This is a genomic window from Pseudoalteromonas sp. T1lg23B (genome assembly GCF_002964665.1).
Taxonomy (GTDB): Bacteria; Pseudomonadota; Gammaproteobacteria; order Enterobacterales; family Alteromonadaceae; genus Pseudoalteromonas.
The window spans coordinates 533,323-557,542 of the sequence record NZ_PQBZ01000034.1 but is presented as its reverse complement, the minus strand read 5'-3'; the positions used below and the strand labels follow the sequence as shown (position 1 = coordinate 557,542).

Here is a 24,220-nt window from a genome sequence, read left to right as displayed (position 1 = left end):
ATAGAAAATAACAATAATTACTTGGAAATGTGTGAGGGAATGTCAGAAGTGCTTGTTTTAAAAAGATAACAATTCAAGAGAGGGGAGTTGCAGCTCCCCAATGTTGTTACTTTTTCAATGAAATAGATTTGGCTTCGATGTCAATTTTACCTTGTTTAAACAGCCCGCCAATGGCTTTTTTGAAGTTGGCTTTGCTGGTAGCAAACGCTTTTTTGATTTGCTCTGGGTCTGATTTATCACCTAAAGGTAAATATCCACCATTATCGGTCAGGGCTTGCATAATTTGTTCACCTAAATCAACAACCTTACCCATGCCCGGCTTTTCCAGAACCACGTCTATCTTACCGTCATCACGCACAGACTTTATGTAACCCTTAAGCTGTTGACCGATATACATGCGTTTGTACACCGTGTTGAAAAACACCACACCAAAGTGTTGCTCGTTGATGATCACTTTATAGCCTAGATCAGTTTTTGCGGCGACGATTAAATCGACTTCTTCAAACTTACTGTAATTTGGCTCTGTTTTATTAACAAACTTGTTGAGATTACTAGAAGCACATAAACGTTTACTCGCATTGTCCAAATACAATCGGACAAGGTAGCTGTGACCTTCTCGCATTTTAGGCTTTTGTTCATAAATGGTGCTAATACATCCTTATCAATACCTATGTCCATGAACGCACCGACCGTAGAGAGCGCTTTTACTCGTAATAATGCGAACTGGCCGACTTGTGCTATCGGTGTCTTGGTCGTAGCTGTTGGGTGGCCCTGTGCGTCTTGAAAGATGAACACTTGTACGCTATCACCAGCCTCTAAATGTTCTTCTAATTCCTGTGCCGATAAAAATACTTCACCTAGTTCTTTGCCATCTAAGTACGCACCTTCGGCACAAATTTCCTTGATCATTAAAGAATTAATACTTCCTAACATGACTACTCCTCAGTTGGCTTTTGCTTACGGCGCAGCGGTGCATTACCGTCTACATCAAACGGTGCAGGGATGGCCTTTTTAGTTTTAGGCCTAGGCTTGGTGGTTTTCTTAGCCGCTTTTTTCACAACTGGCTTCTTACTTACAGGTTTAGTTACCTTTGGCTTTCTTGGCTTAAAGCCTTTGAACTTAGCTTCAAGGCCTTCAACATTGGCGAATTCCAGTTCGTCGTTTAAGTAATTTTTAATCGCAACAAAGCTGTTCCAATCTTTCGGACCAACTAAAGAAATAGCGGTGCCCTTAAAGCCTGCTCGGCCGGTACGGCCAATACGGTGTACGTATTCTTCTGCCTGTTTAGGTAAGTCGAAATTGATCACGTGCGTTACGCTTAATAAATCGAGACCACGAGAAGCGACATCTGTGGTGACGAGTACTTTAAACAAGCCGCGGCTGAAGGCATCCATGATATCTAATCGTTTATTCTGTGGCAGATCTCCTGCCAACGCTGTGGCCTTGATCCCTTTTGTATTAAGCTGCTCGCTAATACGAACCGTGTCGGTGCGTGTTGCGGTAAAAATAATGCATTGTCCAACTTCAGGTTGAGCAACAAAATGTTGCAGCAACGCATCCTTGTGATCTAGGTGATCAGCAAAATAGAGTGTTTGTTTGATATCACCATGTTGCTGGTGTGCATCACTTAGGATGATTTTTTTGGGGGCGCGTAGTAAGTTACGAGACGTTACTTCCACTTGTGCATGGTCAAGCGTCGCTGAAAATAAAAGGGTTTGACGTAAACGGTGATTCGCTTCGTCATTTATTTTATTGAGTTGCTCAGCAAAACCAAGATCGAGCATACGATCTGCTTCATCGAAAATCAGTAATTCTAAGCCGCCAAGTTGCAAAGAACGTTGCTCAAGGTGGTCGGCGATGCGCCCTGGTGTACCAATCACTATTTGCGGGTCTTTTCGTAGTGCCTTAATTTGATCATTAAAGTTTTCGCCACCTAACACTTTTACTACGCTGATGCTGGTGCCAGCAATCAATAATCGACACTGACTGAATACCTGAGTTGCTAATTCTCGTGTTGGAGCAATGATCAAAACACGTGGGTCGCGCTTGCTGAGTGCTTTTTGTTTCATCACGCGATGCACCGCCGGCAATAAGAAAGCCAAAGTTTTACCTGAACCCGTTTTAGATTGTGCAAATACATCGTGCCCAGCAATTGCTGTAGGTACCGCCTGACTTTGGATTGTCGTCGGTTCTGTGATCCCCTGATGTGCAAGTTGTTTTTCTAGGCGGGCCTCAATGCCTAATTCGGTAAAGTGCAAAGCGTTTTTCTCCAAAACTTAACTAATGATTAGCCGACCATTATAGCAAAGCTATGTACTGCTCCGATAGCAATAAAGCAGTTTGTGTATTGGGTTTTTGCAATTAACACAAAAATCCGTAAAATACGCGCTCTAGCGCCGGATTTACGGTCCGGTTTGTGTGCTTCTAGCGTTGTGCTTAATGCTTGAGGCGAAGTAAAAGCTGAAAATTAGGAAAATTTTATGTCTAAACCATTTGTGGTTTGTGCCATGTATAAGTTCGTGTCACTACCTAACTTCGAACAAATTCGTCAACCATTGCTCAATGTTATGGAGCAAAATGAAGTACGCGGTACTTTGTTACTGGCAGCTGAAGGTATTAACGGTACCGTAGCGGGCAAGCGAGAGAGTATAGATGCTTTATTGACTTGGCTTGACCAGCAGCCGGGTTTAGACAACATCGTATTTAAAGAGTCGTACGATGAGACTTGTCCTTTCTATCGCACCAAAGTAAAGCTTAAAAAAGAGATTGTTACTATGGGTGTTGAAGGTGTTGATCCTCTGAGGGTTGTGGGCAGTTACGTGAAACCTAAAGAGTGGAATGCGCTGATTTCAGACCCAGAAGTTGTTGTGGTTGATACGCGTAACGATTACGAGATTGAAATCGGTACCTTTAAGCACGCCATCGATCCGAATACTAAAACCTTCCGTGAATTCCCTCAATGGGCAAAAGAAAACTTAGACCCAAGCAAACATAAGAAAGTAGCTATGTTTTGTACCGGTGGTATTCGCTGTGAAAAATCAACTGCATACATGAAAGAGCAGGGATTTGAAGAGGTTTATCATCTTGAAGGTGGTATCTTAAAATACCTAGAAGACGTGCCAAAAGAAGAGTCATTATGGGAAGGTGAGTGCTTTGTGTTTGACAACCGTGTTGCGGTTGATCATGACTTGCAAAAAGGCTCTTACGAACAATGTCACGCTTGTCGTATGCCGATTACGGAACAAGAAATGCAGCGTGAAGAATATATGGAAGGCGTTTCATGCCACCACTGCCATGATTCATTGACAGACGAGCAGCGAGCTCGCTTCGCTGAGCGTCAAAAGCAAATGCAGCTAGCTCAGGCTCGTGGTGAAGGCCACATTGGTCACGAAGCACAAGAAGTACTGCGTCAGCGCAAAGAGGCTAAACAAGCGCAAAAACAAGCGCAACGAGAGAAGTCTGCTTAACCTTTTGTAAATTTGAATAAAAAAGCCCCTTACATTGTATGGGGCTTTTTTTTGTTGCTTTTGCAACCGAGTGTTCAGTTTTTGTATGGTTGTGCTCTTGTGTGAAAGTTTGCTAGGCTAATTGTGTCTCAAATAACAATAATAGATGGTGGGCATGGGCAATTTATTTTTAGAAGAACGCGAAAGCTGGTGGGTTTGGTGTATATGGGGAGTGATTGGCTGTGTGCTTAGTGCCTACGTGCTCGTATCTACTAAGCAGCAACACTTAGCCTTTGTCGTGCCCGGTCTATTGAGTGTTTTCATTACAGTCTGGATGAGTTATAGCAAGCGTTTTGAGTTTTTCAGAGCTTTTAAGGTTTTGTTATTGGTCGTCGCAATTTCATGTGTACCGTCACTGGCAGATATTTTTATACCCCTGAATGAATTAGCAGTAGCAGCATTTAAAGCGGCATTGGTTTTTGTTTTTGTCGTTATTTTGTGTGTAATTTGTGCTTGGCTCGCCAAGCGACCAAAACAATATTATTGAAATAAGCAAAAAATTTCCCTTGCCTCTTTACAGCTGCAATGAAAACCACTAATATGCGCGCCAACAACGGAGAGATGGCTGAGTGGTTGAAAGCACCGGTCTTGAAAACCGGCATACGTTAATAGCGTATCTAGGGTTCAAATCCCTATCTCTCCGCCACCTCATTCCCAAAACCGCCTTATCGGCGGTTTTTTTCGTTTGGAGGGCATTTATGTCAGCAGTCGTAGTTAAACACGCTAGTTTGTGGATTGTATTTGGCTTCTTTTACCTGAGCGGTTTGGAGATGGCATTGCGTTTGGCGATTGATGGTCAACAAGATCCAACTTTACTAAAAACCCTTGCTTTTACCTTTTTGTACAATTTGCTCGCAGCACATTTGGTGACAAAGTATGAAACCTTATGGCCAATGTTAGCCGCCATTGTCATTAGTCTGACTGGCATTGTGGGCTTTGGCTTATATTTTACTGACCGCCTTGTTGATTATAGTGTTGAGTTGGCCATAGGGCTTACGCTTAGTCTACCTTTTGCAACCTTTATAATTCAACAAGTAAAAAGGCGACATATGGATAATGCGACTTGATCGCGTTTAAACTCGCCTTTGGCTATGTTACACTGCGCCTCGTCTTTTAATAGAAACAAAAGTGAATTAACTTATGTCAGATTTATTTAATACAGATGCTGAAAAAGCAAGCTACGGTATTGGCTTACAAATGGGTGAGCAACTAAAAGCAAATCCATTCGAAGGTCTTAACTTGCATTCGGTGTTTGAGGGAATGAAAGACGCATACGCTGGAGACGCGTTCCGTGTTGAGATCCCAGAGATCCAAGCTGCATTTGAAAAAATCAATGCTGAAATTCAAGCTCGTCGTGAAGAAGAAGCGAAAGTACTAGCTGCTGAAGGCATTGCATTCTTAGAAGAAAACGCCAAGCGCGCTGAGATCACGGTTACTGAGTCAGGTCTTCAGTATGAAGTTATTGCAACAGGCGAAGGTGCAAAACCTGCGGCTGATTCAAAAGTACGTGTTCATTACCACGGCACACTAATCAATGGCACTGTATTTGACAGCTCATACGATCGCGGTCAACCTGCTGAGTTCCCAGTAAATGGTGTGATCAAAGGTTGGACTGAAGCGTTACAGCTTATGCCTGCAGGTTCAAAGTGGCGTTTATACATCCCACATGAGCTAGCTTACGGTGAACGTGGCGCAGGTGCTGCAATTGCACCATTCTCAACACTTGTGTTCGATGTTGAGTTGTTAGACGTTTTATAATCACGAGCTGATTAGCAAATGTTTGAAAAAACCCAGCCCAGAGCTGGGTTTTTTGTTTTTATCAGGTGGCTTAATTAGGCTATCTTTGACAATACAAACCTCAATACCCTATGAAATGAATCATGACTACAGAGTCAGCAGCCCAAAAGATGCCCTACAGCGTGTTCTTCAACACATGATTGCATCAGGTGTAAAAGTAACTATTGGAAACGACCTATATCGAGGTGGGCGGGTGACGGTAAAACGGGTAATCTGTAGCAATGAGCCGCCTAAAGGCTGTACGGCTGTTGAGTAGTTAATATCAGTTATTTATAAACTATATAAACGAACAGCCACTTTGAAAGAGTGGCTGTTTTTTTAATTATTTTTATGTTTAGATGCATCGAGCGGGTTTTGGCAAGCCCGCTATTTTTGTGGCTTGCTTGGCAGGCCCCTTAGGAAACAGTTTATACAGATACATACTATTACCTTTGTCTTCACCGAGTGCTTTAGCCATTGCCTTGACCAGCATACGAATGGCTGGGCTGGTATTGTACTCTTCGTAAAAATCCCTCACGAAATTGATCACTTCCCAATGGGCATCGCTCAATGTGATCCCTTCTTGTTCTGCAATGATTGGAGCAAGGTCTTTGTGCCACTGTGTATGGTCAAGTAAATAGCCTTGCTTATCGGTTGCTATGATTTGATTGTTAAATTCCAGCATATGTTACCAAGTAATTGATTTTTTTGCGTTATCGATTAGCTCTACCCATTCAATATCATTGATTAAATTGAATTCAGTATTAACGGTTATAGCACGTGCCAAAGCACAGTTTTCAAGCATATAGCGCTTATCAGACAAGGGGGTGTAAGACGCGTAGTCGTAACAGGCGTCACCAATAAGCAACAGTGCGTCATTGTGTGCTATCAACGCCTCTAACTGCAAAGCGTTATAGTATGAGAGTGGTTTTGAAAGTATATGTACAGTATTTATGCTCATAGGTTGACGACCATATCTTGTTGTTGCAGCAATGCTTGTTGCTGTGACTTACTCAATACCGTGACAGGAATACTTAATTGTTGCTGATCAAGCTGGTACTTTTGCATTGCAAGCTCACATACATACACCTGTTCAACGTCATATATTTCCAAGGTTTTTATGGTTTTGAAAAAGTCTTTTAACCCTAAATGAGCGGCTGACTGTGCGCTTTTTAGTGCAAGTAGGGCACTGTCGAGGAGTAGCCACGAAACATTTTGATCAATGGCGGCATAGATCAGTGTGGTATCTAGTGCATCACGGATATAAAGGTCATCAAAAGGACTTTTATGACTAATTATGAGTACATTTTTCATTTAAATTGCACCCATTTATCGGCAGTTGCGCTGAGCATGGCAAACTCAGCTAAACCTGCCACTTTAAACAAACCTGTATTATTGATATCAATGGCTCGTTTTTCCGCCGCGGTCACACAAAGCATTAAAGGGATCCCAAGTTTCGATAATGTTTGCCAAACTTTTTTCACGTTAAGTTCGTCGCTTGATAACTGTAAGTGATCAGATGCATGACTGACGGCGTCTTGATACAAGAAAATACAGCCTATTTGATGGCCACTTTGCAATGCGGCGTGCGCAAAGCGTGATAAGTTTTGCAAACAATGCTGATCTGCGACACCAGTATGCAGAGATAATACAAATTTGCTCAAAATACGCCTATAAAAAAAGCCCCATAATGGGGCTTAGTTTACCAGAACTTGCTGGTTAGTCATCACTTGCATCTAAAAGAGCATAACATCAATCACATGATGGTAATTCTCAATGCCATAAACGTAACACTACTACCGATGAATAGATAAACTAAATTTATAATCACAACTACGACTTTAAACTAGCGGTTAAGAAACAAGCTTAACTACATAGAAATATTAATTATTATAGGAATTTATAGTTTTTCCACTATTAAAAATTTTCCAATAGTGGTACAGTGGGTGTGGCGCAATGGATGGCGCAACTTTTCAGATACTTCATGATCTCAATTATTGACGTCCTGCGCTTTACAACACCTACTTATCGTAACGAAATAAAAGGATTATTTTTTATGATTACACTTAAAAATTTAATGCGTTCAAAACTTAACACTGTCACAGCGGCAGTATTACTCTCATTGCCATTAATAACACAAGCGGCTTTACCCACACCTGTTGGTAATGTATTTACAGTCAATACACAGACAGAAGGTGCTCAGACAACTCCAGTAGCTTTGAGCCTGACTAGCGGTGGTTATGTGGTTATTTGGAATAACGAAGCGACACCAGCCTCTAGTATTTATGCGCAATTATTCAATGCCGATGGCACGCGTAGGGGTAATGAGTTTCAAGTTAATACCGACGCAGTTAAACCTTACACTTACACGTCGATGGTTAAGCTAGGCAATGGCGGTTTTGCCGTTTTTTATGATTATGAGTCTGGTCTGGATGCTAAATTCCAACTGTTTGACGCCAGTGGTTCAAAAGTTGGTACTGAATCGGTGCTGCGAGAGAATGATGGAACGATTATTCCAATCCATGAGAAATCAGTAGCTGGGTTAAATGATGGTGGGTTTGTTGTTAGCTATAGCAAAGAAATAAACTCAGAAAAGCTTGTATACGCACGACGTTACAAGGCGGATGGTTCTCCAGATGGAGTGGAGTTCTTAGTCGCTGCTGAAGTGCCTGTTGTTCAAGATTTACCCTCCATTGCTAGACTGAATGATGGTGGTTACGTTGTTGGCTGGATAGGCATAGATAAAGACTCTGAATACGGTTTGTTTGTTAAGCGCTTTAATGCTGATAACACACCGGCCGGTGAACCCGTTAAAGTTATCGAGCCTGAAGTGGTTTATTACGGCCAAAATTTGCAAATGCATGGGCTCGCAGATGGAACCTACCTCGTAAGCTGGATAGCTGGTGCGGGTGAACTTTGGGCGCAACATGTCAATGCTAATGGTACGCTAAGCGGTCCTGAGTTTAGTGTATCGGGAAGAACAGCAAATTTAGCAAGCTATTATAGAGTGGACAGCTCTAGAACAGGTGGATTTACTTTTGCTTGGGAAGCTATGGCATTAGATGATATCGCTGTTTATGCAAAGCACTACGGTGCCTCTGCTAAAGTTATTAACGAGCGTTTTAATGTTGTTGTAGGGGGAGTCCCTGGCGCTGTCGCAAGTATGAGTGATGGTGACTTTACGGTATTTTGGGGAAACGTTTATGGTGATAATGCCGACATATTTGCTCAGCGTTTTGGTTCAGATTCACTAGCAGATAGTAATGCCCAAGTGCGATTGGATGGGTTGCCAAGTACGCTATACGTAGGGGAAGAGATTTCTTTTGACGTAAAAGTAAACGCCAGTAATGTATATGGTGTTGATACGGTATTAACCTTAGACAAAGCAAGTGCCATTGAATGGGTGAGTGCTGATTATGGAAGTTATTTCCCTGAAAGTCATAAAATTGAAGCACCAAGCTTGTTGAGTGAAGGTAAGTGGGAAGGTGCACAAAGCTTAACTGCACCTGCAAGCCCTAAAAGCGGTGTGGGAACTTTTGCTACTCTGACATTTAGCGCGCAGGAAGCTGGCAACGTTAACTTTGAGCTGGCGTCACAGGTTTCTGATCAACAAGGTGTTTTGGCTGTTGATGAAACAAAGGTATATTCAGTAACAATAAAACCAGCCGTGATCGTCTCGGGAGATCTAAAAGCTCTCGGTTTTGATGAGAGTACTTTTAGTCAAATATATTTATTTATTAATGGCCAACTTACGCAGATCAATGCTGATGGCACATTTGAGGCGCCAACTCGACCAGGCGAGGTCACTATTCGTATCGAGTTAGATGGTTTTCTACCTGCCGAAAAGACCGTGCAACTTACTGAAAACGGTGGAGACTTTGAACTTAAAGAACTGGTTCTTGTTGGAGGAAATGTACAGCCAGCTAATCCACTAGATCCAAATGATACTATTGAAAAAATTGATGTTGGTGATTTGACCAAGTTATTAGGTGCATACCGCAGTACACGTGAAGGAGGCGCTCCTTACATTGAAGAGGCTGACTTCAATCGTGATGGTAAAATTAATATCCAAGATTTATCTATTTTGGGTAGCAACTTCGGTAAATCAGGGCCTCAGAGCTTCTAAACCATTCATTTAACTTTTGAAGGTCTGGACACTCAATTGTTCGGGCCTTATTTGTCTACTAAAGAGAGCTTATGAAAAACATCGTATTTATGTTGTCAGTTATGATTTTTTCCAATTTATCATTTGCTAGTGACGGTCGTGTATATCTTTTTACGCCAAGCGAGCAAGTTAAATTGGGCAGCGAATTTTACGTGGATGTGTTAGTTGAAGGGTTGCCTAATGTTTATGGCGTTGACTTGTCACTTCAGTATGATCCCAAAGCCTTTCAACCGATTGACTCAGATGACAAACAGTCAGGACTACAAATCGAAAATGGTAATTTTTTTGACGATAGCAGGCTGTATGTACTGCGCAATTCAATCGATGCTGATTTGGGAAAAGTGTCCTACATTGCAAGTCAAATGTCACCAGCGGCAGAAGTCTACGGCAATGGGCGTATTGCGCGAATTAAATTCAAATCATTGGGTGAAAAAAACGAAGGAATGTTACGCATAATTAAAACTGAATTTGGGAAGCGTAATGGTCAAACGCTGGTGTTTGACACAGGGCTAGACCTAAATTTTGTGTTTGATGATGGTTATGAGGTACCTTCACAGCCAAGCCGATTTGAGTTGAGTGTTAGTTTATTATTGGTAGTGCTTTGTGTACTTTGTCTGGCGATAGTCGGCGTGTGGACTTTTTACAGAAGAACTCGACGCGCTTTATAGGAAAGAAACACCGCATGATATTTGTTGGTATGCCGCCACAAATATTTTTATGGCGGCATACTTGTTTATATACACCAACTGGCTTTCGAAAAGCTCTTGGCGCCATCGAGTATGAACTAGCAAGTAGCCTTATTTATCAGTTTCAATTGATATCAATTAATTTACCTGTGCTATCAATGAATTCCACCCATTTATCTGCGTCTGTGCTCAACTTGGTACATTAAGCAAGCCCAGCAACCTTGAAAGGTTTCGCATTGCTCACATCGATGGCACGTTTTTCAGTTGTAGTAACGCACAACGGTGACTAAGCCTGAGAGCGATTGCTGAGGTGCCTGAACAACTAGTTTATCGCATGGCGGTTAAGATATGTATTTCGATATAGAAAGATAAAGTCAATTGTGTAGCGGGCGGTATGTGCAAAATGAGATAAGCTCAGCAAGTTATGCCTGCTAGGCAACACCCGCATCCAGAGGTAATATAAATGTGCTTTAAATACTTCTATAAAAAAAGCCCCATTATGGGGCTTTTTTTAACCAGAACTAACTGGTTAGTCATCACTTGCACCTAAAAGAGCCAGTAATGAAGTGAATAGGTTGTAGATATTTAGGTAAAGACCAACAGTCGCTAACACATAGTTGGTTTCACCTCCGTTTACGATACGACTTGTATCATGAAGGATGAAGCCAGACATCAATAACACGATGGCCGCATTTAATGCCATAAAGGCAATGCTGCTACCGATGAACAGGTTAACTAAACTTGAAATCACAACAACGATTAAACCAACCGTCAAAAAGCCACCCATAAAAGAGAAGTCTTTTTTAGTGGTTAATGCGTAAGCTGACAAACCAAAGAAGATTAACGCGGTTGAGCCCAAAGCTTGTGTGATTAGCATCCCACCATTTGGCATAGCTGCATAGTGGTTAAGTAGTGGCCCTAAGCCAAAACCCATTATACCAGTGAATAAAAACACTAATCCAATCGCAGAAGAGGAATTAGCCTTCTTGTGAATAACGAAAATTAAGCCAAGACCAATTAGAGTACAAATAATCCCTGTAAAGCGCGGCAGCGCCATTGTCATTGATATTCCCGCTGTAACTGCACTAAATGCAAGTGTCATTGCAAGCAGAAAATATGTGTTCTTTAGTACCTTGTTAGTTTCAATGGTCGACATTACCGGCTTAGCGGTATCGTACGAATGATTGAACGCCATGGTTAAACTCCTTAATGAACGTATGTTCCAATAAATAAACTGGTTTAAGATTACCAAGAGTTATATGGTTCGGCAAACATTGTCGATCAAATAGAGTATATAAATCATTAAAAGTTCCCACGAACACGGGTTGTTGCTTTACATTTAAACAAATGTGAGGTTTTTTGAGCACTTAAACACTTTTATGAAAAAAAAGCTTCACATTGACGAAAGGATTCCCTATTATTCGCCCCGCTGCGGAGAGATGGCTGAGCGGTTGAAAGCACCGGTCTTGAAAACCGGCATACGTTAATAGCGTATCTAGGGTTCAAATCCCTATCTCTCCGCCACTAAATTTTATATATAGCATTGTTGCTGTATATCCGTTTTCGGAGAGATGGCTGAGTGGTTGAAAGCACCGGTCTTGAAAACCGGCATACGTTAATAGCGTATCTAGGGTTCAAATCCCTATCTCTCCGCCACTATTCATATGAATAGCAAGCCGCTGATGATTCAGCGGCTTTTTTATTTATTTCAGTTTCCCTTGCTTAGACCAAAGTCCACTTGTAGTTATGTATAGATGCGTCAAGCTCATTCAAAATGTTTGAATTGAGGCTGTTTAAAATATGAAACAACAACTTGCTAAAAGTGTCGCACTTTCATTCCTATCACCGCTACTTACTGGCTGTATACTTGGCTTATATTTTGTGATTACGAATCACGGTAGTGGGGTGAATGTTTTTATAAGCTTGCTTACAGGCGCGATTGTTAATGCCCATGTTGTCGGGCTATCTATGGCATTGTTTGTGGTGCCAGGCTATATATATCTTTTTAAGATAAATAAGATTCACTACAGTGCAATTTTGACATTAGGAATGCTCGGCGGCGGGATTTTTAGTTACCTGTTTGCAGCTCAAAGTGGCGCGGGACTCGTCATTAATTCATTCATGGCAACCATGGCCGCAGGGCTATTTTTGTATGGGCTAAGACGTTTTGCATAACCACTTGCTCTATATTTAGCCAAGTAGCACTATATTTACGGATATTTAATACTTTTTCTCCAGAAAAGGTTTCATTTAATTGCCTGAAAGAGTACCTTAGACTTTTGTATGTTGTAACCGTGATTTATTAAATGCAGAAGCAAGATTTTTATCAGTCACTCGTAAAACAAGCACAGGCGCTAACCAGCGGCGAGAGAAACGTAATTGCTAATATGGCTAACTTAAGTGCTTTGTTATTTACTTCTTTAGAGGACATTAACTGGGCCGGTTTTTATCTGGTTGATAGCCCTCAAGAGTTGGTTCTGGGCCCATTCCAAGGGAATCCGGCATGTATTCGCATTCCTATGGGTAAAGGCGTATGTGGGACCGCAGCTCATTCCAAAGAAACTCAGCTGGTAGAGGATGTACACGCGTTTGATGGACACATTGCATGTGATGCTGCATCAAACTCCGAAATTGTCATCCCAGTATTTAAAAATGGTGAGGTGTTTGCTGTTTTAGATATTGATAGCCCAAGTCTAGCGCGTTTCGACGAAGCAGATAAAGAAGGGCTGCAAGCTTTGGTTAGTTGTTTTGAGTTGACGTTATCGTGAAAGATCTGCTGAACGTACAAGACTACTTATTTTCGATCGCCGACGTGGGAGACTGGGAAGGTGAAGAGGAACATGTTGCTGAGACCTTGAATGAGCTCATTCACTTTGCTTGGCAGCAAATACCAGATGATCTCGAATGTGAAATCATCGATAATTTGATAAACGGTATATGGGAACATCTTCGTGGTGATTTAGCTTTGCTAGAAGCTGAGTTTGAAGAGTTAACAGACTGGGTAACACACTATATCCAATCATCGTTAGATGAACAGATGTCATAAATAGGTTCAAAAATGGAAACCACAAACAAGCTAAAAGATATTAATGAGGTACTGGATTTTCTATATTCAGAATTCCCTCAGTGTTTTAAACAAAAAGACGGCATAAAGCCACTGAAAGTCGGTATCTTCAAAGATATTGCTGAGCGCATTGAAGGCTCAGATAAAGTGAGCAAAACTCAGGTTCGCCAAGCATTACGTAAATACACTTCGAACTGGCGTTATCTCGAAGCTGTTACCAAACATGAGTTTCGTATCGACTTAGATGGAAAAGATGCTGAAAAGGTAGAGCAAGAACATATCGAACATGCTCAAAAAGCACTTGAAGAAAGTCGTGCAAAAATGGCTAAACGTAAGAAGCCACAGCGTCCTCGTCAGGATGGCGACACAAAATCTTACAAAAAGAAAGGTCCTGCGCATCCTCGTTCGGGCGATAAAAACGCTAAAGTTAACAAAAAACCAGCACCGCAACAGGCTAAACGCAGTTCAGGTAAAGTTGAACCATTGCCAGCCAATGAGGTCAAGGTTAATAACAAAGTAAAAGTTAAGTTAGGCCAAGCACTTGTTAACGCCACAATTACTGAAGTGAACAAAGATGAAGTTCATGTTGAGTTAGTAACTGGTATGCAAGTTAAAACCAAAGCAGATAGCCTATACATCGTTTAAGGAGTTGTGCGTATGAGTAAAAAGTTGACACTCATTCCTGTTATCGCCGCGTTATTATCTGGAGCTACATTTGCATCTTCAAATACCGTGACTGAGAAGGATATTCCGGTGCTCGCACCTGAAGTCCAACATACAACGGCAAGCAAAAGAGTGACCAACTATTTTACTCGACAGCACTATAAGCGATTTAGTTTTGATGACGCTTTGTCGGAAGAAATATTTGACCGTTATATAGATTCGCTCGACTATAACCGCTCGGTATTCCTACAAAGCGACATTGAACAGTTCAAAAAATACAGTAAGCAATTTGACGATGCGATAAAAAGTGGCAAGTTAGAATTTGCTTACGAGCTATTTAATTTAAGTATGAAACGTCGTTTTGAGCGTTTTCAGTTCGCGATTACCTTGCTTGACGGCGAGATGAAGTTCGATAAACCCGATGCATTTTTTTACGACAGGGAAGACATCGAATTCGCAAAGTCTAAAGATGAATTGGACGAATATTGGCGTCAACGTGTTAAGTCTGATGCGCTACGCTTGAAACTGACTGGCAAAGAATGGAAAGAAATCAAAGAAATTCTCACTAAGCGTTATAACAATACATTGAAACGTCTAGTACAAACCAACAGCGAAGATGTTTTTCAAGTAGTTATGAACTCCTTCGCGCGCAGTGTTGAAGCCCATACATCTTATTTATCGCCACGTCGTGCTGAACAATTTAAAATGGACATGGATCTTGAACTTGAAGGGATTGGTGCTGTTTTAGGTTACGATGAGGATTACACGGTTATTCGCTCATTAGTTCCGGGCGGCCCAGCAGACAAGTCTGAGAAAATTAAACCTGACGATCGTATTGTAGGTGTCGCTCAAGACCAAGAAGAGTTCGTTGATGTTATCGGTTGGCGTCTTGATGATGTGGTCGATTTGATCAAAGGTCCGAAAGGGACGAAAGTCAGATTGCAATACCTTAAAGGCTCGGACACACACGGTACGCCAAAAGTGGTAGAAATCGTTCGTGACAAAATTCGCTTGGAAGACCGAGCAGCGAAGTCGGAAGTATTCGAGGCTAAATACTCAGACTTAACCAGCAAAATTGGTGTGATTGAAATACCAAGCTTTTACAATAATCTATCTAAAGATGTGAAAGTGGAGCTTACCAAATTAAAAGAACAAAAAGTTGATGGCATTGTTATCGATCTGCGTCAAAATGGCGGTGGTTCTTTATACGAAGCGACCCAACTAACAGGCCTGTTTATTGACCAAGGGCCGGTAGTACAGATACATACAGCATATAACCGAGTAGAAGAGCAAAAGGACAGAGACGGTATTACGTTTTATGATGGTCCTATGACTGTATTAGTGGACAGATATAGCGCCTCAGCCTCGGAAATTTTCGCTGCTGCAATTCAAGACTATGGACGTGGTGTGGTTATTGGTGAACAGACCTTCGGTAAAGGCACAGTTCAGCAACACAGAGGGTTGAGTAAAAATTATGATTTATTCAGTAACGCGTTAGGCAGTGTTACCTATACAATCGCTAAATTCTATCGCATTAATGGCGGGAGCACTCAAAACAAAGGTGTAGTTCCTGACATTCTTTTACCTTCAGCGATTGACCCAGAAGAGTGGGGAGAAAGTCAAGAAGATAATGCTTTACCTTGGGATAGTATTAAACAAGCGCGATATAGCACTCTGGACAATTTAAAGCCTGTAGTCGAGTACATACAGTCTAAACACACCGCTCGTATTAAAAGCGAACCTGAGTTTAAATATGTATATGACGATATAGCCCGTTATAATGAACAAAAAGATGACAAGAAAATCTCTTTGGTCGAAGCTGAACGTTTAAAAGAAAGAGACGAAGCTGAACAGCGTTCTTTAGCACGAAATAATGAGCGCTTGAAAAGACTAGGTTTAGAGCCTGTTGACAAGCTAGATGACTTGCCCGAAGTTATCTCAGAGCTAGACCCATATTTAGAGGAAGCAGCATTGATAACTCAAGACCTGATTTCCTTTGGCCGTTTAGCGAAGAATGATGTATAAATATTATTCAACACGAAGTTAAAAGGCGCTTAGGCGCCTTTTTTGTTACGACTTCGCTGATGAATTTGCTATGATTCACGCCAGTTAATCTACGAATAACAATTTATTGCAATTATCACGACCTAAGGTTGTGCTTAAAATAATAATAAGCATGAGTATCATGCATAGGAGAGTTCAGTTTGAAGCAACCTAAACAACCCTCATTTTTTGACGCGTTTTTACCCATTTCAGTGTTAGTCTGTTTACTCGGCGCAGCTGTTTATCTTTATGGTGATAATTCATCATCCGGTCCTAACCAGATAGCTTTGCTGTTTGCGACCTTTACGGCTGCACTTATAGGTTTAAAAAATGGTTACACATGGAAAACCCTTGAAGAAGCCATGATCAAAGGGATCACTCTGTCACTTGGTGCAATCTTGATCTTACTTATGGTGGGCGCTTTGATTGGTACTTGGTTGTTGTCAGGCACTGTACCCACTCTTATCTACTATGGTTTGCAAATCATTAGCCCAAGCTGGTTTTATGCGGCAAGCTGCCTAATATGCGGCATTGTAGCAATGAGTATAGGAAGCTCTTGGACGACGGCTGCAACGATAGGTGTTGCTTTGCTCGGCGTTGCAACGGGTTTGGGACTTGATCAAGTGGTAACGGCTGGTGCGGTTATTTCTGGGGCATACTTTGGTGATAAGTTAAGTCCTTTGTCCGAAACAACGAACCTAGCTCCAGCTGTCGCCGGAAGTGATTTATTCGAACATATTCAGCATATGTTATGGACCACAGTACCGAGCTTTGTGATTGCGTTGATCATATTTACATTTATGGGCTTTAGCGCTGATGTTAGTAGCGACATTGGGCGTATCGAAGAAATTGTTAGTATTTTACAAGGTAATTTCAATATTAACCCCGTTATGTTGGTTCCTCTGCTGGTTTTACTAGGGCTTGCTTTTAAGAAAATGCCAGCATTTCCGGCCATTTCAATTGGTGCGGTTGTTGGCGCGGTATGGGCGATGTTATTCCAAGGCGAGCTTATCCAAAGCCAAATAGACGCATCGCAAGGTCAGTTGGTTGGTTATTTTAAGCTCGTTTGGGCAACCTTTTATGAAGGTTTTACTGTAACAACAGGTGATGCCAAGATGGACGATTTACTCAGTGGCGGTGGCATGTCGAGTATGTTAACGACGACTTGGCTGGTGATGACAGCACTGATGTTTGGCGCGATTATGGAAAAAACTGGGCTACTTGAGATTTTTGTACGCAGTATTTTAAAAGTTGCCAAGAGTACCGGTTCTCTAATTGCTTCAACAGTTGCAACCTGTATTGGAACCAACATTATCGCTGCTGATCAGTACATTGCCATTGTCGTTCCTGGTCGCATGTTTAAAGAAGAATATGCAAAACGTGGCTTAAAACCAGTAAACCTATCACGTACTTTGGAAGATGGTGGCACCATCACAAGTCCACTGATCCCATGGAACACCTGTGGTGCCTACATGCAAAGTGTTTTATTGATCAATCCATTTGACTATGCGATGTATGCATTCTTTAATTTAATAAATCCTTTGCTGGCCGTTGTTTATGCGTATCTTGGTATTAAAATATTGCGCATAAAGCCCAAACAAGCAGAGCAAAGCGCTTAATTGTACCGCCCCGTTAGCTCGGGGCGTTTTTTTGAGGACATACTATGGAAACTAAACCTCAAGCTAAGTATCTAAAAGACTACAAAGCACCTAGCCATCAGGTCGAGAAGTTAGAACTTACCTTTGACTTACACCCAACTCAAACTAAAGTAACGGCAAAGGCTAAATACCTTGCACTAGAAGCTTTGGACAGCCTCACTTTAGACGGCGTCGATCTAAAACTTATCTCTCTCAAAGTTAACGGCAATGTATTTGAAGACTATCAGTCTAATAGCACTACGCTTACACTTAATAACTTGCCAAGCGAATTTGAATTAGAAATCGTTACCGAAATCTCACCACAGACTAACACCGCACTAGAAGGGCTTTATCTTTCTGGCGGAGCGTATTGCACACAGTGTGAAGCAGAGGGATTTCGTAAAATTACTTACTTTTTAGACCGGCCCGACGTTTTAACAGTATACACTGTGACAGTAATTGGTGATCAGTCAATGCCCTCCCTGTTGTCAAATGGTAACAAGATAGCGCACGGGACGATGGAAGGAGGCCGTCACTATACAACGTGGCATGATCCGTTTAAAAAGCCGAGCTATCTATTTGCGCTTGTGGCGGGCGATTTTGACGAGTTGAAAGATGAGTTCATCACCCGTTCTGGTCGTAAAGTGGAACTTGTGCTGTTTGTGGATAAAGGCAATTTATCGAAAGCGCCCCATGCCATGGCCTCGTTAAAAAATGCGATGAAGTGGGATGAAGAGCGGTTTAACCTAGAGTATGATCTTGATATTTATATGATTGTTGCTGTCGATTTCTTTAATATGGGAGCGATGGAAAACAAGGGTCTAAATGTATTCAACAGTGCTTGTGTACTGGCTAATCAGCAAACAGCGACAGATAGAGACTATCACACTATAGAGTCGATCGTCGGCCATGAATACTTTCACAACTGGACGGGTAATCGAGTTACCTGTCGAGATTGGTTTCAACTTTCACTAAAAGAAGGCCTGACAGTATTCAGAGATCAAGAGTTTAGCAGTGATTTAGGATCGCGTGGTCTGAATCGTATTGATGCGGTAATGGCAATGCGAATGCACCAGTTCGAAGAAGATGCTGGACCCATGGCGCATCCTATTAGACCGAATAAAGTTATTGAAATGAATAACTTTTATACTGTCACTGTATACAACAAAGGTGCTGAAGTGATCCGTATGATGCATACTTTGTTAGGAGAACAGAACTTCCAAAAAGGCATGCAGCTGTATTTTGAACGCCATGATGGCCAGGCCGTTACTTGTGATGACTTTGTTGCGGCGATGCAAGATGCCAGCAAAATAGATTTGGCTCAGTTTAAACTTTGGTACGAGCAAGTTGGCACGCCAAGTTTGAAAGTTGTGACTTCATTTGATGAAGCGAACAGTCAGTATGTCTGTACGATTGCTCAACAAAATGCCAAACATGATCCAATACAAAGCCCATTACATATCCCATTTGCTATTGAGTTACTTGATAAAAATGGCAAAGCACTGCCACTTATTGTCGATGGTAAGAATGCCTCAAAAGTGATCAATTTGACTCAAAAGGAACAAACAGTCATTTTTGAACAGATAACAGAGCGACCAGTTGCAGTATTACTTGAAGACTTTTCTGCGCCTGTTATCGTTAATTATGACTATCAACTTGATGAGCTAATTCACATCATTGCACATGCAAGCAGTGATTACGCAAGATGGGAAGCAGCACAACAAGCATTTATATTGCAGGTGATTGCAGCTGTTTCGAAATTTGAGCAGGGGCAGTCGATCGCGCTTTCCTCAGAACTACTTGCTACATTTGAAGCGTTGTTACGTGAGCGCAAGGGAGATTTAGCGCTTTTGGCTGAACTGATAAGAGTGCCTAGCTTTGATACGTTAGCAACAGCATTTACGCAAGTGCCTGTCGATGCTTTGAATCAGAGCATCGCTCAGTTTGAACAAACCATCGCCAACACTTTGGCTGATGCGTTAAAAGATACATTCATGGCATGTGTTGAAAACGGCGAGCTTGGACATGGGGCTGTATCAGCTCGAGCGATGAAAAACACCTGTCTCTACTATTTGGCTAGATGCGCGGACGAGCAGGTCAATGAGTGGCTTGAAGCCCACAGAATGTCGGATAACATGACTTTAGTATTAGGTGCATTAAAGGCTGGTGTTAATGCACAACTGGCAGGCTCTGAGACTGCCATGGCTGAATTTGACTCGCGCTGGCGTCATGATTTACTAGTTATGGATAAATGGTTTGCGTTACAAGCAACTCGTAAAGGCAATGATGCGATAGATCACATCCATAATTTATACACACATCCATGTTTTGATAAGGCAAATCCCAACAGAGTACGTGCTTTGGTAGGTAGCTTTGCACGAAACAACCCAGAACAATTTCATCGTATTGATGGTAAAGGTTACGAACTATTAGGTGATTTATTAATTGAGCTTAATGCTATCAACCCGCAAAATGCGTCGCGCATGATAACGCCATTTATGTCATGGAAGCGATTTGATGCACAACGTCAACAGTTAATGAAAGCTCAGTTGGAACGGTTGGCTGCGATGGCTGATTTAAGTGACGATTTATATGAAAAAGTAGAAAAAGCACTGAGCTAAATGTACCAATGCAAGAGTATTTTTTTTCAATATACCTGACTTACGACGAGTGCATGAAATATTACGAAGGGTATTATAAATATATTCAGGTTACCGAGGATGGCGGAAAAACAATCCGCTTTCCTGCCGCACATATTCGTAAGTTTGTTTCATCGCTCGGTGTAAGAGGGCGCTTTAGATTATGTCTAGATGGCCAAAATAGCTTTGTTTCGCTTGAAAAAATTACTTAAACCGAAATTTTAACACTGTCATATTGTATTTTTGTTAAATGGGTTTGTTATAAACTTAAATTACGTGTTATAAATTATCTGGTAGGACGTCTTACCAAGAGTAAACTAGCGCCCTTGACGTTAAATATGCACCGATTGAACGCGTTCCATTTGTAATTTTGATAATTCGCTTCTATCGTTACGACAACAAAAAACAACAACTTGATTAGAAAATACCCGCCAGAAGGGGGAGAAATAATGATAAAAAGATCGCTTTTTGTGAAGAACAAAATCATGCTCGGTCTTAGTGCAGCTGCTATGTCGATGAGCAGTGCGCCTTTACTTGCTGCAAGCTTTCAAGTCGGTGATTTTGATATCACGTTTGATTCTACATTTTCTTACGGCCAGAGCATTCGTGTAGAAGATAGAGATTTTCAGTATATAGGTAAGAGTAATCACCCTAAGTTTGATTGGTCTGGCTATAACGCATTGACTGGTAATACAATTTATAGCTCAAGTGAGGTTTGGGCGAATCCAGGGGCGTATTCAAACAACGGTGATGCAGGTAATTTAAATTTTGATTCAGGCGAGACCTTTTCTCAGCTCGTCAAAGGCACACATGATTTAGCGATTAGTAAAGATAACTATGGTTTCTTCTCGCGTTTTATGTACTTCTATGACTTTGCAATGGAAGATGGTGATTTTGCCTACAACAACCCTGTATCTGGTAGAAAAGTCGATCCTTGTGCGTTTGATGAAACAAAAGAACAGGTTTGTTCTGATTTTCGTCTGCTAGATGCGTTTGTATGGGCTGACTTCGATTTAAATGATGGTAAAAACCCTTTATCAGTTCGTTTAGGTCAACAAGTAGTAAACTGGGGTGAAAGTACCTTGATCAGTCACGGTATCAACGTTAACCCTGTGGATATCGATCGCTTAAAAGCGCCCGGTTCTGAAGTTAAAGAAGCATTTATCCCTGTTGGTATGCTATGGGCATCATTGGGTATTACAGAGCACATTACGTTAGAAGGTTTCTACCAGTATGACTGGCATGAAACACGTTTGCCAGCTACGGGAAGTTACTTCTCAACTAATGACTTTGCATCAGCAAATGGTTTTTCTCAAAACGTACAGCTTGGTTTTACCTCTAACCCTGATATTGATCTACAGCATTTGACTGATTCGCTCAATGCTCTACAAACCACATGGTTAGGTGCCTTGGCTGCACAGGGCCTTGATGTAACGCAAGATGGTGTAACCACTAGCCAATCAGCGCAAAAGCTACTAGCACAAATGTACCTAGCTTACCCTACGAAAGTTGCCCTTAAGGGGAAAGGTGATGCAGGTAAAACTGAGCCGGAAGACGGTGGCCAATACGGTTTACGTTTAGGTATCTATTCTCCAGCGTTAAACGATACAGAGTTTGCGTTGTATTACATCAACTATCATAGCCGCAGACCGCTAATTTCCGGTAAAGCTTCAGATTTCACTAATGCGGGGGTTGCGCAAGATCTTGCCTATATCGCAACTAACACCATTACTGAAGATAACATCACAAATTTAAATGCTTTTACGCAGGCACAAATTGTTTATCCTGAAGACATTAAACTTTACGGTTTAAGCTTCAATACAGCGTTAGGTGAAACAGCATTTTCTGGTGAATTTGCATTCCGCGAAGATGAACCTCTACAAATCGATGATGTAGAGCTACTGTATGCTGGTATGGTTGAACAGCTTGCTTATGCAGGACGCCGTGATGACTTTGCTGGCTTATCTCAGTTGAGTGAAGGTGACACAGTCGCCTATGTAGACCCGGGCGAAGTTGCACAAGGTTACATTTTACGAGATACGCTACAGGCGCAGTTTACAGCGACTCATTTGTTTGGCCCATCGTTAGGTGCTGATAGTTGGGCAGTTGTTGGTGAAGTAGGTGCTGTTACCATCAAAGATATGCCTACATACGATCAACTTCGTCTAAACGTTTCAGGAACGGGGCGAAGCGGTACGATTGAGGGAATTTCAGGTAAGAGCTACGACTTGTTACATCAAGCGGTATCAAATGGACCTGAGGTTAATCCTTTCCCAACATCATCGGCATGGGGTTATCGATTAATCGCCAAAGGTGAGTATAACAACCTGTTTTCAGGCGTTAACTTTTCACCGAGAGTTGTTTTCTCGCACGATGTAAACGGTATTACACCTGATCCAATGTTCCTATTTATTGAGGATCGTAAATCATTAGGTGTGACTTTAAATTTCAACTATCAAAATGCGTGGTCGTTTGACGTAGGCTACAACACGTTCTGGGGTGGCGGCGCCACTAACACATTTGCAGACCGTGATTTTGTCTCTTTTAACATCAAGTATTCAATTTAAGGGCTTTCAGTATGTTTAGAAAACCTACACTCATTGCCGCAACAATGATAACAATGCTATCAGCTACGAGCGCGATGGCTAAAATGTCGGCTGAACAAGTAGCACGTTTAGGTGTTGACTTAACTCCAATTGGTGCTGAAAAAGCAGGTAATAAAGATGGTTCAATCCCAGCTTGGGACGGTGGCATTACTAAGCCGCCAGCCAATTACAAACCGGGTATGCACCATCCAGATCCGTTTGCGGATGATAAAGTGCTGTTTACCATTGATAAGTCAAATGTAGATAAGTACAAAGAGTTTTTGAGTCCGGGTCAGGTAGCAATGTTTGATACGTATCCTGATACGTTCAAAATGAACATCTACCCAACTCGTCGCAGCGCCTCATACCCTCAATTCGTTTATGACGCGACTAAGCAATATGCTTCAACAGCTGAGTTGATTGAAGGTGGTAACGGCATAAAAAATACGGCAATTGGTATTCCGTTCCCAGTTCCAAAAGATGGTTTGGAAGCGATTTGGAACCATCTGTTACGCTATCGCGGTCTTTCCATTGCGCGTTTTGGTGGTCAGGCTATGCCAACAGAGTCGGGTGCATACAACTTAATAGGCTTTGATGAGAAGTTATTGGTTAAATACTCTGCGACAGATGCAACGCCTGAAGAACTTAAAGAGTCGAATGTACTCTTTAAGTTTAAGCAAAAGGTAACCGAGCCAGCGCGACTAGCAGGCACAGCGTTGCTTGTTCACGAGACAATGGACCAAATTCTGACTCCACGTCAGGCGTGGACATACAATACTGGGCAACGTCGAGTTCGTCGTGCGCCTAATGTTGCATATGATGCACCGGGAACAGCATCGGACAGCCTACGTACTACAGATGACTTTGACATGTTTAACGGTTCACCTAACCGTTATGACTGGACATTAAAGGGTAAGCAAGAATTATATATTCCATACAATAGCTATAAACTTCACAGCGACAAGCTTAAGTATGATGATATTTTGAAGCCAGGTCATATAAACCCTGAACATGTTAGATATGAAAAACACCGTGTATGGGTTGTTGAGGCAAACCTAAAAGAGGGTACGCGTCACATCTATAAAAAACGTGTGTTCTACATTGATGAAGACAGCTGGCAGATCCATATCGCAGATTTGTATGATAATCGCGACCAAATGTATCGCGTAGCTATGGCTCATGGCCTTAACTATTATGAGGTGCCTACTCACTGGAGTACATTGGATGTTTATTATGATCTAAACTCACGTCGCTATCTAGCGATTGGTTTGGATAACGAAGAGCAGATGTACGATTTCAGTCAGTCATTCCAAGATAATGAGTTTACTCAAAGTGCGCTGCGCCGTGAGGGTAAACGCTAATCTGGTTCTCAGCCAACTATTGCTAGCGGTCTTAGGATCGCTAGCAATTCTGTATTTCCGACGAGTTCTCGTCACCTGTCACCTTTTTTTGAGTA

At 41.8% G+C, this 24,220-nt stretch carries 23 protein-coding genes, 3 tRNA genes and 1 pseudogene; 20 read left to right on the top strand and 7 right to left on the bottom strand.

Annotated elements, in window-relative coordinates; genetic code table 11:
* Positions 1 to 106 precede the first annotated feature (106 nt).
* Positions 107 to 933, bottom strand: a pseudogene (locus C2M32_RS10900) (CvfB family protein).
* Positions 934 to 935: 2 nt separating this feature from the next.
* Positions 936 to 2,258 carry a DEAD/DEAH box helicase gene (locus C2M32_RS10895; RefSeq protein WP_105168452.1) on the bottom strand — a complete coding sequence of 441 codons (1,323 nt, stop codon included), beginning with the start codon at positions 2,256 to 2,258 and terminating at the stop codon, positions 936 to 938.
* A 222-nt stretch (positions 2,259 to 2,480) separates the two neighbouring features.
* Between C2M32_RS10895 and trhO the strand changes: the two genes are divergently transcribed.
* From trhO to C2M32_RS10865, 6 genes are all read left to right on the top strand, one after another.
* Positions 2,481 to 3,467: an oxygen-dependent tRNA uridine(34) hydroxylase TrhO gene (trhO, locus tag C2M32_RS10890; protein ID WP_105168451.1), complete on the top strand. Its 987-nt coding sequence runs from the start codon at positions 2,481 to 2,483 to the stop codon at positions 3,465 to 3,467.
* 154 nt (positions 3,468 to 3,621) lie between these two features.
* Complete coding sequence (locus C2M32_RS10885; RefSeq protein ID WP_158678206.1) at positions 3,622 to 3,993, top strand: hypothetical protein; 372 nt, start codon at positions 3,622 to 3,624, stop codon at positions 3,991 to 3,993.
* Between the two features lie 68 nt (positions 3,994 to 4,061).
* Positions 4,062 to 4,152, top strand: a tRNA-Ser gene (locus C2M32_RS10880).
* A gap of 52 nt (positions 4,153 to 4,204) precedes the next feature.
* Entirely contained in the window at positions 4,205 to 4,573 is a 369-nt protein-coding gene (locus C2M32_RS10875) for a hypothetical protein (RefSeq protein WP_105168449.1), read from the top strand.
* A 73-nt stretch (positions 4,574 to 4,646) separates the two neighbouring features.
* Positions 4,647 to 5,264, top strand: coding sequence for an FKBP-type peptidyl-prolyl cis-trans isomerase (locus tag C2M32_RS10870; RefSeq protein ID WP_105168448.1), 618 nt, complete (start codon positions 4,647 to 4,649; stop codon positions 5,262 to 5,264).
* Positions 5,265 to 5,286: 22 nt separating this feature from the next.
* Positions 5,287 to 5,559, top strand: a complete 273-nt coding sequence (locus C2M32_RS10865; protein WP_105168447.1) for a hypothetical protein — start codon at positions 5,287 to 5,289, stop codon at positions 5,557 to 5,559.
* A 78-nt stretch (positions 5,560 to 5,637) separates the two neighbouring features.
* Here C2M32_RS10865 and C2M32_RS10860 read toward each other — a convergent pair whose 3' ends face one another.
* Genes C2M32_RS10860 through tusD form a run of 4 tightly spaced genes read right to left on the bottom strand, consistent with a single transcriptional unit; the run spans position 5,638 to position 6,946 of the window.
* Positions 5,638 to 5,967, bottom strand: a complete 330-nt coding sequence (locus tag C2M32_RS10860) for a TusE/DsrC/DsvC family sulfur relay protein (protein WP_105168446.1) — start codon at positions 5,965 to 5,967, stop codon at positions 5,638 to 5,640.
* Positions 5,968 to 5,970: 3 nt separating this feature from the next.
* Positions 5,971 to 6,243: a tRNA 2-thiouridine-synthesizing protein gene (locus tag C2M32_RS10855; protein WP_105168445.1), complete on the bottom strand. Its 273-nt coding sequence runs from the start codon at positions 6,241 to 6,243 to the stop codon at positions 5,971 to 5,973.
* Positions 6,240 to 6,596: a DsrE family protein gene (locus tag C2M32_RS10850; protein WP_105168444.1), complete on the bottom strand. Its 357-nt coding sequence runs from the start codon at positions 6,594 to 6,596 to the stop codon at positions 6,240 to 6,242. The genes C2M32_RS10855 and C2M32_RS10850 overlap by 4 nt, the downstream gene beginning before the upstream one ends.
* Positions 6,593 to 6,946 (bottom strand): sulfurtransferase complex subunit TusD, encoded by a 354-nt coding sequence (tusD, locus tag C2M32_RS10845; RefSeq protein WP_105168443.1) that lies wholly within the window; start codon positions 6,944 to 6,946, stop codon positions 6,593 to 6,595. Before tusD ends, C2M32_RS10850 begins: the two co-directional genes overlap by 4 nt.
* Before the next feature lie 392 nt (positions 6,947 to 7,338).
* Here tusD and C2M32_RS10840 point away from each other — a divergent pair, with 392 nt between their 5' ends.
* Together C2M32_RS10840 and C2M32_RS10835 are read left to right on the top strand one after the other, a co-directional pair.
* Entirely contained in the window at positions 7,339 to 9,408 is a 2,070-nt protein-coding gene (locus C2M32_RS10840; protein WP_158678205.1) for a hypothetical protein, read from the top strand.
* A 71-nt stretch (positions 9,409 to 9,479) separates the two neighbouring features.
* Positions 9,480 to 10,115 (top strand): cohesin domain-containing protein, encoded by a 636-nt coding sequence (locus C2M32_RS10835; RefSeq protein WP_105168441.1) that lies wholly within the window; start codon positions 9,480 to 9,482, stop codon positions 10,113 to 10,115.
* A gap of 547 nt (positions 10,116 to 10,662) precedes the next feature.
* Here C2M32_RS10835 and C2M32_RS10825 read toward each other — a convergent pair.
* Positions 10,663 to 11,328, bottom strand: coding sequence for a Bax inhibitor-1/YccA family protein (locus C2M32_RS10825; RefSeq protein ID WP_105168439.1), 666 nt, complete (start codon positions 11,326 to 11,328; stop codon positions 10,663 to 10,665).
* Between the two features lie 238 nt (positions 11,329 to 11,566).
* Here C2M32_RS10825 and C2M32_RS10820 point away from each other — a divergent pair.
* From C2M32_RS10820 to C2M32_RS10765, 12 genes are all read left to right on the top strand, one after another.
* A tRNA-Ser gene (locus tag C2M32_RS10820) sits at positions 11,567 to 11,657 on the top strand.
* Positions 11,658 to 11,698: 41 nt separating this feature from the next.
* Positions 11,699 to 11,789, top strand: a tRNA-Ser gene (locus tag C2M32_RS10815).
* 144 nt (positions 11,790 to 11,933) lie between these two features.
* Positions 11,934 to 12,308: a hypothetical protein gene (locus C2M32_RS10810; RefSeq protein ID WP_105168438.1), complete on the top strand. Its 375-nt coding sequence runs from the start codon at positions 11,934 to 11,936 to the stop codon at positions 12,306 to 12,308.
* 131 nt (positions 12,309 to 12,439) lie between these two features.
* Positions 12,440 to 12,901, top strand: a complete 462-nt coding sequence (locus tag C2M32_RS10805; protein WP_105168437.1) for a GAF domain-containing protein — start codon at positions 12,440 to 12,442, stop codon at positions 12,899 to 12,901.
* A complete protein-coding gene (locus C2M32_RS10800) occupies positions 12,898 to 13,179 on the top strand; it encodes a hypothetical protein (protein ID WP_070990801.1) in 282 nt (93 codons plus the stop codon). Before C2M32_RS10805 ends, C2M32_RS10800 begins: the two co-directional genes overlap by 4 nt.
* Positions 13,180 to 13,191: 12 nt before the next feature.
* Positions 13,192 to 13,842: an RNA chaperone ProQ gene (proQ, locus tag C2M32_RS10795; protein WP_105168436.1), complete on the top strand. Its 651-nt coding sequence runs from the start codon at positions 13,192 to 13,194 to the stop codon at positions 13,840 to 13,842.
* 12 nt (positions 13,843 to 13,854) lie between these two features.
* On the top strand, positions 13,855 to 15,885 hold the full coding sequence (gene prc / locus C2M32_RS10790) for a carboxy terminal-processing peptidase (protein ID WP_105168435.1): 2,031 nt from the start codon (positions 13,855 to 13,857) through the stop codon (positions 15,883 to 15,885).
* Positions 15,886 to 16,064: 179 nt separating this feature from the next.
* A complete protein-coding gene (gene nhaC, locus C2M32_RS10785; protein WP_105168434.1) occupies positions 16,065 to 17,522 on the top strand; it encodes a Na+/H+ antiporter NhaC in 1,458 nt (485 codons plus the stop codon).
* Positions 17,523 to 17,566: 44 nt separating this feature from the next.
* Positions 17,567 to 20,161, top strand: coding sequence for an aminopeptidase N (gene pepN / locus C2M32_RS10780; protein WP_105168433.1), 2,595 nt, complete (start codon positions 17,567 to 17,569; stop codon positions 20,159 to 20,161).
* Positions 20,162 to 20,169: 8 nt separating this feature from the next.
* Positions 20,170 to 20,391, top strand: coding sequence for a DUF2835 domain-containing protein (locus C2M32_RS10775; protein ID WP_105168432.1), 222 nt, complete (start codon positions 20,170 to 20,172; stop codon positions 20,389 to 20,391).
* A 237-nt stretch (positions 20,392 to 20,628) separates the two neighbouring features.
* On the top strand, positions 20,629 to 22,746 hold the full coding sequence (locus C2M32_RS10770; RefSeq protein WP_105168431.1) for a DUF1302 domain-containing protein: 2,118 nt from the start codon (positions 20,629 to 20,631) through the stop codon (positions 22,744 to 22,746).
* Between the two features lie 11 nt (positions 22,747 to 22,757).
* Complete coding sequence (locus C2M32_RS10765) at positions 22,758 to 24,125, top strand: DUF1329 domain-containing protein (protein WP_105168430.1); 1,368 nt, start codon at positions 22,758 to 22,760, stop codon at positions 24,123 to 24,125.
* The last annotated feature ends 95 nt before the right edge of the window (positions 24,126 to 24,220 follow it).

Excerpts from the sequence above, each read along its gene's own strand:
- trhO (WP_105168451.1), top strand. The coding sequence starts at position 2,481 with ATGTCTAAACCATTTGTGGTTTGTGCCATGTATAAGTTCGTGTCACTA.
- C2M32_RS10885 (WP_158678206.1), top strand. The coding sequence starts at position 3,622 with ATGGGCAATTTATTTTTAGAAGAACGCGAAAGCTGGTGGGTTTGGTGT.
- C2M32_RS10875 (WP_105168449.1), top strand. The coding sequence starts at position 4,205 with ATGTCAGCAGTCGTAGTTAAACACGCTAGTTTGTGGATTGTATTTGGC.
- C2M32_RS10870 (WP_105168448.1), top strand. The coding sequence starts at position 4,647 with ATGTCAGATTTATTTAATACAGATGCTGAAAAAGCAAGCTACGGTATT.
- C2M32_RS10860 (WP_105168446.1), bottom strand. The coding sequence starts at position 5,967 with ATGCTGGAATTTAACAATCAAATCATAGCAACCGATAAGCAAGGCTAT.
- C2M32_RS10855 (WP_105168445.1), bottom strand. The coding sequence starts at position 6,243 with ATGAGCATAAATACTGTACATATACTTTCAAAACCACTCTCATACTAT.
- C2M32_RS10850 (WP_105168444.1), bottom strand. The coding sequence starts at position 6,596 with ATGAAAAATGTACTCATAATTAGTCATAAAAGTCCTTTTGATGACCTT.
- C2M32_RS10840 (WP_158678205.1), top strand. The coding sequence starts at position 7,339 with ATGATTACACTTAAAAATTTAATGCGTTCAAAACTTAACACTGTCACA.
- C2M32_RS10835 (WP_105168441.1), top strand. The coding sequence starts at position 9,480 with ATGAAAAACATCGTATTTATGTTGTCAGTTATGATTTTTTCCAATTTA.
- C2M32_RS10825 (WP_105168439.1), bottom strand. The coding sequence starts at position 11,328 with ATGGCGTTCAATCATTCGTACGATACCGCTAAGCCGGTAATGTCGACC.
- C2M32_RS10810 (WP_105168438.1), top strand. The coding sequence starts at position 11,934 with ATGAAACAACAACTTGCTAAAAGTGTCGCACTTTCATTCCTATCACCG.
- C2M32_RS10805 (WP_105168437.1), top strand. The coding sequence starts at position 12,440 with ATGCAGAAGCAAGATTTTTATCAGTCACTCGTAAAACAAGCACAGGCG.
- proQ (WP_105168436.1), top strand. The coding sequence starts at position 13,192 with ATGGAAACCACAAACAAGCTAAAAGATATTAATGAGGTACTGGATTTT.
- prc (WP_105168435.1), top strand. The coding sequence starts at position 13,855 with ATGAGTAAAAAGTTGACACTCATTCCTGTTATCGCCGCGTTATTATCT.
- pepN (WP_105168433.1), top strand. The coding sequence starts at position 17,567 with ATGGAAACTAAACCTCAAGCTAAGTATCTAAAAGACTACAAAGCACCT.
- C2M32_RS10775 (WP_105168432.1), top strand. The coding sequence starts at position 20,170 with ATGCAAGAGTATTTTTTTTCAATATACCTGACTTACGACGAGTGCATG.
- C2M32_RS10770 (WP_105168431.1), top strand. The coding sequence starts at position 20,629 with ATGATAAAAAGATCGCTTTTTGTGAAGAACAAAATCATGCTCGGTCTT.
- C2M32_RS10765 (WP_105168430.1), top strand. The coding sequence starts at position 22,758 with ATGTTTAGAAAACCTACACTCATTGCCGCAACAATGATAACAATGCTA.